The sequence below is a fragment of the Pseudomonas sp. MF09150 genome (assembly GCF_059862355.1).
Genome location: NZ_JCBCUS010000001.1, coordinates 1,629,002 through 1,641,852 on the forward strand (window position 1 = coordinate 1,629,002; position 12,851 = coordinate 1,641,852).

A 12,851-nucleotide genomic window follows, 5' to 3' on the forward strand; every position below is an offset into this window, starting at 1 on the left:
CCCGCCGCCGATCAGACCGTGATGCCGTGCCCGGAAAGAAAGCTGACGAACGCCTCTTCGTCCAACACTTTCAGCCCCAGTTCATTGGCCTTGGCCAGTTTCGAACCGGCGCCGGGGCCCGCCACCACACAGTAGGTTTTCGCCGACACGGATCCGGCCACCTTGGCGCCCAGGCTTTCCAGCTTGTCCTTGGCCACGTCGCGGCTCATCAACTCCAGGGAGCCGGTGAGCACCCAGGTCTGGCCCGCCAGCGGCAAGCCTTCGACGACCCTTTTCTCGCTCTGCCAATGCATGCCGAACGCCTTTAACTGCGCCTCGATGGCCAGTGCCCGCTGAGCGTTGCTCTCGATATCGAAGAAGTCGCGCACCGCTTTGGCCTGTTTCTCCGGCAGGGCCTGGCGCATATCGAGCCAGTCAGCCGCCACCACCGCCTGCAAGGTGCCGAACTTGTCGGCCAGTTTCTGCGCCGCGCCCGGCCCCACCGAGGGGATATGCAGCTTGTCGAGCATGCCTTCCAGGGTGGTGCTGGCGGCAAAGTCGGCGCCCAGCTCGCCCTGATCCTGCAGCACCAGCCCGCACTGTTGCGGGTCCAGCAAGGCGCCGATCACCTCCTGGTTGTGACTGTCTTCAAAGAAGCTGTGAATCTCGTGAGCCACTTCCAGGCCAACGTCCGGCAGGTAGGTCAAGACTTCGGGCAAGGCTTGCTGGACCCGCTCCAAAGACGCCAGGGACCGCGCCAGGACCTTGGCCGTCTCCTCGCCCACGTCCGGGATCCCCAAGGCATAGATAAAACGCGCCAGGGTTGGGGTCTTGCTGTCTTCGATGGCCTTGAGCAGCTTATTGCTGGACACCTCGGCAAAGCCTTCAAGGTCGATGATCTGGTCGTACTTGAGCTTGTACAGGTCAGCCGGCGAGCCAATGAGCTTCTCGTCCACCAGTTGCTCGATGGTCTTGTCCCCCAGGCCCTCGATGTCCATGGCCCGTCGCGAAACAAAGTGAATGATTGCCTGCTTCAACTGGGCACCACAGGCCAGGCGCCCGACGCAGCGGTACACCGCGCCTTCGCTGACGGTCTCGCGCCCCTTGCTGCGCTTGACCAACTGGGTGCGCTCGACATGGGAGCCGCACACCGGACAGTTCTCGGGAATCTGCACCGGCCGGGCGTTTTCCGGCCGACGCTCGGTGACCACTTGCACCACCTGCGGGATCACATCGCCTGCCCGACGAATGATCACGGTATCGCCGATCATCAGCCCCAGGCGCGCCACTTCGTCCATGTTGTGCAAGGTGGCGTTGGACACGGTGACTCCGGCGACCTTGACCGGCTTCAAACGCGCAACCGGCGTGACTGCCCCGGTACGGCCGACCTGGAATTCCACGTCGAGCAGTTCGGTGAGCTCTTCCATGGCCGGGAATTTATGGGCAATCGCCCAGCGCGGCTCCCGGGCTCGGAAACCCAACTCGCGCTGCGCGGCAATGCTGTTGACCTTGAACACCACGCCATCGATCTCATAGGGCAACGCGTTGCGGCGCTCACCGATATCGCGGTAGTAGTCCAGGCACTCGTCGATGCCCTTGGCCAGTTTCAGCTCGCGGCTGATCGGCATGCCCCACTGCTTCAGTTGCTGCAGGTTGCCGATATGGCTGTCGGCAATGTCGGCCGTGACCTGGCCGATACCGTAGCAGCAGAACTCCAGCGGGCGGCTGGCGGTGATTTTCGAATCCAGCTGACGCAAGCTGCCTGCCGCCGCGTTACGTGGGTTGGCGAAGGTCTTGCCGCCGATTTCCAACTGCGTGGCATTCAGGCGCTCGAAGCCGGCCTTGGACATAAAGACCTCACCGCGCACCTCCAGGGTCGGCGGCCAGCCACTGCCCTGCAACTTGAGCGGGATATTGCGCACCGTGCGCACATTGACGCTGATGTCTTCGCCGGTGGTGCCATCGCCGCGTGTCGCGCCGCGTACCAGCACGCCATCCTGATACAGCAGGCTGACCGCCAGGCCATCGAGTTTGGGCTCACAGCTGTACTCAACCGCCGCCCCGGCGCCGAACAGATCGCCTACCGGCAGATCCAGGCCTTCGGTGACCCGACGATCGAACTCGCGCATGTCGACTTCTTCGAAGGCGTTGCCGAGGCTGAGCATCGGGATTTCATGGCGCACCTGGGTGAACGCCGAGAGCGCCGCGCTGCCGACACGCTGGGTCGGTGAATCGCTGGTCACCAGTTCAGGATGCTCGGCTTCCAGGGCCTTGAGCTCGTGGAACAACCGATCGTACTCAGCGTCCGGGATGCTCGGCTCGTCGAGTACGTGGTAGCGGTAGTTGTGCTGATCCAGCTCAGCGCGCAGCTCAAGAATGCGGGTTTCGGCGGCGGTCATGATGTTCTCTCACAAAGCAAAAGAGCAGCCTAGGCTGCTCGATCTGAAGATGGTTCCAGAAGCATCGCCAGCCAACCGGTGCCTGCGCGATCCTGATCGATCGGCGGCAACCGGCAGGCCGGCGAGCAAGCGCTTAGCGCTTTTGAGTCAGGGCGCGACGTTCGAATTCGACGATGCGTTGACGGTAGTGTTCGATCGTCTGGGCGGTCAGCACGCTGCGCTGGTCGTCCTTGAGTTCGCCATTGAGTTCCTGGGACAGCTTGCGCGCCGCCGCCACCATCACGTCGAAGGCTTGCTTCGGGTGACGCGGGCCTGGCAAACCGAGGAAGAAACTCACGGCCGGCGTACTGAAGTGGTCGATATCGTCGAGATCGAATACACCCGGCTTGACCGCGTTGGCCATGGAGAACAGTACTTCGCCGTTACCGGCCATGCTTTCGTGGCGGTGGAAAATATCCATCTCGCCAAAGCGCAGGCCACTTTCCAGAATGTTCTGCAACAGGGCCGGCCCCTTGAAGCCCACGGAGTCGCGGCAGATCACACTGATCACCAGTACTTCTTCGGCCTGCGGCTGGTCCTTGTCGACGTGGCTGGAAACTTTGTTTTCGTCCGGGAAATCATCGTCACGGCTGCTGAAGCTCGGACCGCTGTCCAGGTCCAGGTTGAGGTCACCCTGATGGGGCTCGTTGCCACGCTTGCCGCGCTTGGAACCCGACTCGCGGGGCTCACGGGCAGGCATGCTCACCGACGGCAAGTCATGCTCGTCGAGTTGCGGTTCCTTATGGGTATCCAGCACCCGTGGCGGGCCCAGCAGTTCGGCACTGGTGTCCTCGTCCGGCAGGTTGGACAGGCTTCGATCCAGACGGAACTTCAACTTTCCCTTGCCGCCGCGCATACGGCGCCAGCCATCGAAAAGAATACCGGCAATGACAATAATGCCGATGACGATCAGCCACTCGCGCAGACCGATTTCCATGTAATCCCGTGCCTCTATAAAAAATGCTGAAAAATAAGGGGTTTAGCAAACTGCAAACCGCTTTAAAACGTGGCGCCAACTCTATGTTCTGAATGGCGTTTTGCCCACGCATACGAAAAATTGACATTAAACTAGCACGACCAAAGATAACTTTACACCGTCTGTCGCAATGGCTAGCGCCATTATGTTGATTGGCCAGCAGTATGAGTGGCTAAAACGCTGTTACTTGCCGCCCCAACTGCCCGGGTCAATCACGACTCAGGCGTCCACCATCGCCATCGCCTCCTCGACATCCACTGCTACCAGGCGCGAACAACCGGGCTCGTGCATCGTTACCCCCATTAATTGATCGGCCATTTCCATGGCGATCTTATTGTGGGTGATATAGATGAACTGCACCGTCTGCGACATCTCCTTGACCAAGCGTGCATAGCGTCCAACGTTAGCGTCATCCAGCGGCGCGTCAACTTCGTCGAGCATGCAGAACGGCGCCGGATTCAACTTGAAGATGGCAAATACGAGGGCCAATGCGGTCAACGCCTTTTCACCACCGGAGAGCAAATGAATGGTGCTGTTCTTCTTGCCCGGCGGACGCGCCATGATCGTTACCCCTGTATCGAGTAGATCTTCGCCCGTCAGTTCCAAATATGCGCTGCCACCGCCGAAAACTTTTGGAAAGAGTGCCTGTAAACCCGAGTTAATCTGATCAAAGGTATCTTTGAAGCGGTTACGGGTTTCTTTGTCGATCTTGCGAATCACGTTTTCCAGAGTGTCGAGCGCTTCCACCAGATCGGCGTTCTGGGCATCCAGATAACGTTTACGCTCGGACTGTTGCTGGTATTCATCAATGGCCGCGAGGTTGATGGCGCCCAGGCGCTGGATCCGCGCGGCAATGCGTTCAAGTTCTTCTTCGGCGTCTTTCTCGTTGGCCTCACCGGTGAGGGTGGCCAACACGCCTTGCAGGTCGTAGCCATCTTCCAGCAACTGATCCTGCAGAGTCTTGCGGCGCACGGTCAGGGCTTGCCATTCCATGCGCTGCTGTTCGAGCTGCCCGCGGATCAACTGAGATTGCTGTTCGGCCTGGGTGCGGCGCTTCTCGGCGTCGCGCAGCTCGCGATCGGCGTCTTCCAGGGCGATCTGCGCGGTCTTGAGCTCGACGTCCACCGTCATGCGCTTTTCCAGCAACTCTTCGAGTTTCAGGCGCAGCTCTTCCAGTGGCGCTTCGCCCTCTTCCAGGTTGAGGTTCAGTTGCTCGCGCTTTTCGGTGAGGCGCTCGGATTGCAGCTCCAGGCGCTCCAACGCCTGGCGCGTGGAGTCGTGCTGGGCCTTGAGCGAGCCCAGGCGCACTGCCAGTTGATGGGCGTGATCCTTATGTTGACGGGCCTCCTGGCGCACCCGATCGAGGCGCTCGCGCAAGCTGTCACGCTGGGCCAGCAGCAGTTCACGCTGCTCGGTATCCAGGGCCATGCTGTCGAGGGCTTCCTGCAATTGCAGGCGGGCCTCGCCCACTTGTTCGTGCTCCAGGGCGCGCTGCTCGCCCAGCTCGCTCACTTCCTCGTCGAGGCGGGTGCGGCGCAGGGCCAACTGTTCGACCTTGGCCTTGCCGGCGGAGAGCTTGGCTTTCAACTCGCCCTGCTGGCGGGCTTCGTCCTGCAGCAAACGGCGCAGGTGCTCGCGGCCGTTTTCCTGCTGGCGTTGCTGGGCCCGCAAGTTCAATAACTGGCTTTCCAGGGCCTCGACCGCGGCTTCACGCTCATCGCGCTCAAGGCCCAACTGCTGGATTTCCTGGTTGCGCGCGAGCATCCCGCTTTCCGCTTCGCTGGCCCGGCGCACCCGTAAAAAGTGCCGCCCAACCCAGAAGCCATCGCGACTGATCAGGCTTTCTCCGGCTGCCAGCTGGCCACGCAAGGCCAGGGCCTGCTCCAGGCTTTCCACCGGCTTGACCTGCCCCAACCAGGGCGACAGATCGACCTGTGCCTCCACCTTGTCCAGCAGACTGCCGGCAATCCGCACACCATCGCCCGCCAGTTGCAGCAGGCGCAAATCGCCCTGATGAAAGCCCGCCAGATCGAAGCCGGCAAAGTCATCCACCAGCACCGCTTGCAGGTCAGCGCCCAGCACGGTTTCCACCGCCAGCTCCCAACCCGGGTCGACCTTCAGGCCCTCGGCCAGGCGCGGGCGCTCGGCCAGGTTTTGCTCGCGCAGCCATTGTGCGGTGCCGGTGCCCGGATCCAGGGCGGCCTGTTGCAGCGCCTCCAGAGAAGCCAGACGACCGTTGAGACGCTGCAATTCACCCTGGGCCTGCTGCTGGGCCTGGGTCGCTTGCTGCAACTCCTGGCGTAACTGCTCCAGGCGCTCGACCTGGGACTCTTCGCTGGCCTGCAGGTCTTCCAGGGTCGCCTCGCTGGCGGCGAGTTCTTCATTCAATTCGAGGATCGCAGCGTCTTCCGGGTCGGCGGCGAGCAATGCCCGCTCCTCGACCAGACGCCGCTGCCGTTCGGCCAGGCGCTCCATGCTGCCTTCGAGCTGCTGGATACGCGATTGCTGAACCTCGGCCTGGCGCTGCGGCTCGGCAGAGCTCAAGTTGAAGTTGTCCCACTGCTCTTGCCAGCCGTGCATGGTGGTTTCGGCGTCTTCCAGGGCCGCGGCGGCTTCCTCGGCGGCGGCGCTGGTGACTTCCTGTTCGGGCTCGAGCATGTCCAGCTCTTCGCCCAACGTCGCGAGCAAGGTGCGGTCATGGCCTAGGTGCGATTCGGTTTCCAGGCGCGCGCGCTCGGCCTCGCGCAAATCATCCTGCAACTGGCGCAGCCGCTGCTGCCCATGCTGAATGCTCTGCTCGACCCGGGCGATATCGCCGCCGACCGAATAGAAGCGCCCCTGCACCAGATTGAAGCGTTCGGACAGATCATGGTGCCCGTCGCGCAGGCGTTCGATGGCCGCATCGGCATTGCGCTGTTCCGCCACCAGGGCTTCGAAGCTGATTTCCTGGTTGCCGATGATCGACTCGCGCTGGGCCACCTGCTCATGCAAGGCCTGCCAGCGCAACGCCGAGAGCTGGGCCTTGAGCTGACGCTCCTCACCCTTGTATTCCTGGTACTTTTCCGCCGCCTGGGCCTGGCGATGCAAGCGTTCGAGCTGGCGTTCGAGTTCTTCGCGCAGGTCGGTCAGGCGCGCCAGGTTCTCGTGGGTGCGGCGGATGCGATTCTCGGTCTCGCGCCGGCGCTCCTTGTACTTGGAGATGCCGGCCGCTTCTTCGATAAAATTGCGCAGGTCCTCGGGCTTGGCTTCGATCAGCTTGGAGATCATGCCCTGCTCGATGATCGAGTAGCTGCGCGGCCCCAGGCCGGTGCCGAGGAAAATATCGGTGATGTCACGGCGCCGGCATTTGGTGCCGTTGAGGAAATAGCTGTTCTGGCTGTCGCGGGTCACTTTGCGACGAATGGAGATTTCCGCATAGGCCGCGTACTCGCCGACCAGGGTGCCGTCGGAGTTGTCGAACACCAGCTCGATACTCGCCTGGCTCACCGGTTTACGGCTGGTGGAGCCGTTGAAGATGACGTCGGTCATCGACTCGCCGCGCAAATTCTTGGCCGAGCTTTCGCCCATCACCCAGCGTACGGCGTCGATGATGTTCGACTTGCCGCAGCCATTGGGCCCGACTACCGCCGCCATGTTACTGGGGAAGTTGACGGTCGTCGGGTCGACGAAGGACTTGAACCCGGCCAGCTTGATGCACTTGAGCCGCACGTTTAGGCGACCGTCAACGCAGAAATCACCAGGTCGCAACTGCGCTGGGCGTAGGCCGTCAGCACCAGGCGGATTTGCGGCAGGTCACGGGCCATCACCGCCGCCAGCAGCTGCTCGAACAACGCCAGGAACTCGCTCATTTCCGCCTTGCGCTGCTCCAGCGCCAGGAAGTAGGCACGGCTCATGGCCGGCTGCAGGTTCTCGACGGTCTCCTGCAGGTACGGGTTGTTGGCAAAGGGATAGGCCGCGCGCATCACATTGAAGCTTTCTTCAACGAAGGTGCGGATGTCCTGGCGCTCGTAGGCGGCGATCAGGCGCTGCTGGATCTGCAGGAACGGCGCCATGTCAACCTGGACCGTCCAGCCGCTGGCCACCGAGTTGCCGAGCAGGATGTACAGCTCGCTCATCAGGGTGCACAAGCTCTGCACCTTGTGCGCGGTGAGTTCGGTGACATGGGCCCCACGTCGCGGCAGGATCGCGATCAGGTGACGACGTTCGAGGATCAGCAAGGCTTCGCGGACCGAACCGCGACTGACATTGAGTGCCAGCGTGACCTTCTGCTCCTGAATGCGCTCCCCAGGCTTGAGATCGCCGCGAATGATACGTTCGGCGAGGTGGTGAGCAATTTGCTCGGCGAGGCTGTCCGGCGCCTTGAACGTCATGGTTTTCCTTCAAAAATCTTCGATCAGTACAGGCGGCGCAGTGTAGCGCAATTGACACGTCATGGCGGAGTGCCCAAACAGCACAATTGGCATGAAATAAGCACATTTACTCATTCAAGCCACCCCGATCGGGGCGATTGCCTGATGCCGCGAGCCACTGCGAAGGATTGATGGCAAGCGCACGCACAGCGCGCCTTTGAGCAGCGCTGACCGCTCTGCAAGGCGGCCTCGGGGATCTTGGCCATACTTGAATTGTTGATCGCTTAAAATTCCTGACCCATAGGTCAGAAATTCGTTGACCGAAAAGTCAGATCTGACTAAATTCGGCCCACAGCGATTAACAACAATAATGAGTCTGCGAGGCCCTCCGTGATCCAGTTTTTACTTAACCAGGAGCTGTGCAGTGAGCACGTCCTGGACCCGAACCTGACCGTGCTCAATTACCTGCGCGAACACTTGGGTAAACCCGGTACCAAAGAAGGCTGCGCCAGTGGCGACTGCGGCGCCTGCACCGTGGTGGTCGGCGAATTGCAGACGGACGCCACAGGCGTCGAGCGAATCCGCTATCGCAGCCTCAACTCGTGCCTGACCTTTGTCTCGTCGCTGCATGGCAAACAATTGATCAGCGTTGAAGACCTCAAGCATCAAGGCCAGTTGCACAGCGTGCAGAAGGCCATGGTCGAGTGCCATGGCTCGCAGTGTGGCTTCTGTACCCCGGGCTTTGTCATGTCGCTGTTTGCCCTGCAAAAGAACAGCGACCAGCCAGACACCCACAAGGCCCACGAAGCCCTGGCCGGCAACCTGTGCCGCTGCACCGGTTATCGGCCGATCCTGGCCGCTGCCGCGCAAGCCTGCTGCGGCGAGCAGCCGGACCAGTTCGACGCTCGCGAAAGCGAGACCATCGCCCGCCTCAAGGCCATTGCCCCCAGTGACACCGGCGAACTCAACAGTGGCGACAAACGCTGCCTGGTGCCGCTGACCGTCGCCGACCTGGCCGACCTCTACGATGCCTACCCCCAGGCCCGGTTGCTGGCCGGAGGCACCGACCTGGCGCTGGAGGTCACCCAGTTCCACCGCACCTTGCCGGTGATGATCTACGTCGGCAACGTCGCAGAAATGAAGCGCATCGAACGTTTCGACGACCGCCTGGAAATCGGCGCCGCCACCGCCCTCACCGACTGCTACGAGGCGCTGAACGCCGAGTACCCGGACTTCGGCGAACTGCTGCAGCGCTTCGCGTCCCTGCAAATCCGCAACCAGGGCACCCTGGGCGGCAACATCGGCAACGCCTCGCCCATTGGTGACTCGCCGCCGCTGCTGATCGCCCTCGGTGCGCAGATCGTGCTGTGCAAAGGCAACACCCGCCGCACCCTGGCCCTGGAGGACTATTTCATCGATTACCGGGTGACCGCGCGCCAGGAAAGCGAGTTCATCGAGAAGATCATCGTGCCCCGCGCCAGCGCCGAGCAGCTGTTTCGCGCATACAAGGTCTCCAAGCGCCTGGATGACGATATTTCCGCGGTCTGCGCGGCCTTCAACCTGCGCCTGGAAAACGGCACGGTGGTCGACGCCCGCGTGGCCTTCGGCGGCATGGCCGCCATCCCCAAACGCGCCAAGAACTGCGAAGCCGTGCTGCGCGGCGCATCCTGGAACAATCACACCGTGGAGCGCGCCTGCGCCGCCCTGACCGAAGACTTCACCCCGCTCTCGGACTTTCGCGCCAGCAAGGAATACCGCCTGCTCAGCGCCCAGAACCTGCTGCGCAAATACTTTATCGAGCTGCAAACACCGCACATCGAGACTCGGGTGACCGCTTATGTCTAATCATCACAAGGTCGAGAAGACCCAAGCCGAACTCGCCGCCCTGTTCCAGCAGGACCTCACCACCGGCGTCGGGCGTAGCGTCAAGCACGACAGCGCCGACAAGCACGTGTCCGGCGAAGCGCAGTACATCGACGACCGGCTGGAGTTTCCCAACCAACTGCATGTGTACGCCCGGCTCTCGGACCGCGCCCACGCGAAAATCCTCAGCATCGACACCGCTCCCTGCTATGCCTTTGCCGGTGTACGTATTGTCATCACCCATCAGGACATTCCCGGGCTCAAGGACATCGGCCCGTTGCTCCCGGGCGATCCGCTGCTGGCCATCGATGATGTGCAGTTCGTCGGCCAGCCGGTGCTGGCCGTCGCCGCCAGGGACCTGGACACCGCACGCCAGGCCGCCATGGCCGCGATCATCGAATACCAGGACCTGGAACCGGTGCTGGACGTGGTCGAGGCCCTGCGCAAGCGCCACTTCGTGCTCGACAGCCACACCCACCAGCGCGGCGACTCGGCCAACGCGCTGGCAACCGCCGAACACCGGATCCAGGGTTCGCTGCACATCGGCGGCCAGGAGCATTTCTACCTCGAGACCCAGATTTCCTCGGTGATGCCCACCGAAGACGGCGGGATGATCGTCTACTGCTCCACGCAAAACCCCACCGAAGTGCAGAAGCTGGTGGCCGAAGTGCTGGACGTGTCGATGAACAAGATCGTGGTCGACATGCGGCGCATGGGCGGCGGTTTCGGCGGCAAGGAAACCCAGGCCGCCAGCCCGGCCTGCCTGTGCGCGGTGATTGCGCACCTCACCGGCCAGCCGACCAAGATGCGCCTGCCGCGGGTCGAGGACATGCTGATGACCGGCAAGCGCCACCCGTTCTACATCGAATACGACGTCGGCTTCGACAGCAATGGCCGGCTGCACGGAATCCAGCTGGAACTGGCTGGCAACTGCGGCTGTTCGCCGGACCTCTCGGCGTCGATTGTCGACCGCGCCATGTTCCATGCCGACAACTCGTACTACCTGGGCGATGCCACCATCAACGGCCATCGCTGCAAGACCAACACCGCGTCCAACACCGCCTACCGGGGCTTCGGCGGCCCGCAAGGCATGGTCGCCATCGAAGAAGTCATGGATGCCATCGCCCGCCACCTGGCGCTGGACCCGCTGGCGGTGCGCAAGGCGAACTACTACGGCAAGACCGAGCGCAACGTCACCCACTACTACCAGACCGTCGAGCACAACATGCTCGAGGAAATGACCGCAGACCTGGAAGCCAGCAGCCAGTATGCCGAGCGCCGTGAAGCGATCCGCCGCTACAACGCCAACAGCCCGATCCTGAAAAAAGGCCTGGCGCTGACCCCGGTCAAATTCGGCATTTCCTTTACCGCCAGCTTCCTCAACCAGGCCGGCGCGCTGATCCACATCTACACCGACGGCAGCATTCACCTGAACCACGGCGGCACCGAAATGGGCCAAGGCCTGAACACCAAGGTCGCGCAGGTGGTGTCGGAAGTGTTCCAGGTGGAAATGGACCGGGTGCAGATCACCGCCACCAACACTGACAAGGTGCCCAACACCTCGCCGACCGCCGCCTCCAGCGGTGCCGACCTGAACGGCAAGGCGGCGCAGAACGCGGCCGAGATCATCAAGCAGCGCCTGGTGGAGTTTGCCGCGCGGCAGTACAAGGTCAGCGAAGAAGACGTGGAGTTCCACAATGGCCACGTGCGGGTGCGCGACCACATCCTGACCTTTGAAGCCCTGATCCAGCAGGCGTATTTCAATCAGGTCTCGTTGTCGAGCACGGGCTTCTACAAGACCCCGAAAATCTATTACGACCGCAGCCAGGCCCGCGGCCGGCCATTCTATTACTTTGCCTTCGGCGCGGCCTGCGCCGAGGTGATCGTCGATACCCTGACCGGCGAATACAAAATGCTGCGCACCGACATCCTGCACGACGTCGGCGCCTCCCTGAACCCGGCCATCGATATCGGCCAGGTCGAGGGCGGGTTTATCCAGGGCATGGGCTGGCTGACCATGGAAGAGCTGGTGTGGAACGCCAAGGGCAAGCTGATGACCAATGGCCCTGCCAGCTACAAGATCCCGGCCGTGGCCGACATGCCCCTGGACCTGCGGGTCAAGCTGGTGGAAAACCGCAAGAACCCGGAAGACACGGTGTTCCATTCCAAGGCCGTGGGCGAGCCACCGTTCATGCTGGGCATTGCCGCCTGGTGTGCGATCAAGGATGCCGTGGCCAGCCTCGGCGACTACCGCCATCAGCCGAAGATTGACGCCCCGGCGACGCCGGAGCGGGTGTTGTGGGGCTGCGAGCAGATGCGCCAACTGAACGCTGCAAAAGCGCTGGTACCCGAAACCGAGCTGGCTTCGCTCTGAGGTGATTATGAACAACTGGATCAGCGCCCTCGCCGACCTGCAGAACCAGGGAGAACCCTGCGTGCTGGTGACCATCATCGAAGAGCTCGGCTCCACGCCGCGCAATGCCGGCTCGAAGATGGTCATCAGCGCGGCGCACAGCTTCGACACCATCGGCGGCGGCCACCTGGAATACAAAGCCATGCAGATCGCCCGGGACATGCTCCTGCGCGGCCAGCAGAACACTCACCTGGAGCGCTTCAGCCTCGGCGCCAGCCTTGGCCAGTGCTGTGGTGGGGTTACCGTGCTGCTGTTCGAACCCATGGGCCAGGTGCAGGCGCAGATCGCGGTGTTCGGCGCCGGCCACGTCGGCCGCGCCCTGGTGCCGCTGCTGGCGAGCCTGCCATGCCGGGTGCGCTGGATCGACTCAAGGGAGCAGGAGTTCCCGCAACAGATCCCCCACGGCGTGCGCAAAATCGTCAGCGAAGAGCCCGTCGACGAAATTTCCGAGTTACCGGTGGGCAGCTATTGCATCGTCATGACTCATAATCACCAGCTCGACCTGGAACTGACCGCCGCGATCCTCAAGCGCAACGACTTTGCCTACTTCGGCCTGATCGGTTCGAAGACCAAACGCGTCAAGTTCGAACACCGCCTGCGCGACCGCGGTTTCGACAGCGGCGTGCTGCAACGCATGCGCTGCCCGATGGGCCTGGGTGAGGTCAAAGGCAAGTTGCCGGTGGAGATTGCCATCTCCATCGCCGGCGAAATCATCGCCACCTATAACGCCAATTTCGGCCAGCACAGCGCCAGCGCCGAACCCATTGCCAAACTGCTGCCGGCTTCGCGCCGCAGCCAGGCTTCAAACTGAAAAACCACTGATTGAGAATCTC

7 protein-coding genes are annotated in these 12,851 nt (G+C 62.2%); 3 read left to right on the forward strand and 4 right to left on the reverse strand.

The window, feature by feature from the left end; translation table 11 throughout:
• Positions 1 to 11: 11 nt before the first annotated feature.
• The 4 genes from ligA to AC19YX_RS07325 form a co-directional block, all read right to left on the reverse strand.
• The gene (gene ligA, locus AC19YX_RS07310) at positions 12 to 2,378 is read right to left on the reverse strand and encodes an NAD-dependent DNA ligase LigA (protein WP_421547530.1); all 2,367 of its coding nucleotides are present in this window, start codon (positions 2,376 to 2,378) and stop codon (positions 12 to 14) included.
• 133 nt (positions 2,379 to 2,511) lie between these two features.
• Positions 2,512 to 3,354 carry a cell division protein ZipA gene (gene zipA / locus AC19YX_RS07315; RefSeq protein ID WP_020300378.1) on the reverse strand — a complete coding sequence of 281 codons (843 nt, stop codon included), beginning with the start codon at positions 3,352 to 3,354 and terminating at the stop codon, positions 2,512 to 2,514.
• 258 nt (positions 3,355 to 3,612) lie between these two features.
• Positions 3,613 to 7,101 (reverse strand): chromosome segregation protein SMC, encoded by a 3,489-nt coding sequence (gene smc, locus AC19YX_RS07320; protein WP_500605993.1) that lies wholly within the window; start codon positions 7,099 to 7,101, stop codon positions 3,613 to 3,615.
• 2 nt (positions 7,102 to 7,103) lie between these two features.
• On the reverse strand, positions 7,104 to 7,763 hold the full coding sequence (locus tag AC19YX_RS07325; RefSeq protein WP_078471165.1) for a GntR family transcriptional regulator: 660 nt from the start codon (positions 7,761 to 7,763) through the stop codon (positions 7,104 to 7,106).
• Positions 7,764 to 8,132: 369 nt separating this feature from the next.
• On the opposite strand from AC19YX_RS07325, the gene xdhA reads away from it, so the two are divergent.
• Genes xdhA through xdhC form a run of 3 tightly spaced genes read left to right on the forward strand, consistent with a single transcriptional unit; the run spans position 8,133 to position 12,829 of the window.
• Positions 8,133 to 9,587 carry a xanthine dehydrogenase small subunit gene (xdhA, locus tag AC19YX_RS07330; RefSeq protein WP_500605994.1) on the forward strand — a complete coding sequence of 485 codons (1,455 nt, stop codon included), beginning with the start codon at positions 8,133 to 8,135 and terminating at the stop codon, positions 9,585 to 9,587.
• Positions 9,580 to 11,979 carry a xanthine dehydrogenase molybdopterin binding subunit gene (gene xdhB, locus AC19YX_RS07335; RefSeq protein ID WP_078471163.1) on the forward strand — a complete coding sequence of 800 codons (2,400 nt, stop codon included), beginning with the start codon at positions 9,580 to 9,582 and terminating at the stop codon, positions 11,977 to 11,979. Before xdhA ends, xdhB begins: the two co-directional genes overlap by 8 nt.
• A 7-nt stretch (positions 11,980 to 11,986) precedes the next feature.
• Positions 11,987 to 12,829, forward strand: coding sequence for a xanthine dehydrogenase accessory protein XdhC (xdhC, locus tag AC19YX_RS07340; RefSeq protein ID WP_421547534.1), 843 nt, complete (start codon positions 11,987 to 11,989; stop codon positions 12,827 to 12,829).
• The last annotated feature ends 22 nt before the right edge of the window (positions 12,830 to 12,851 follow it).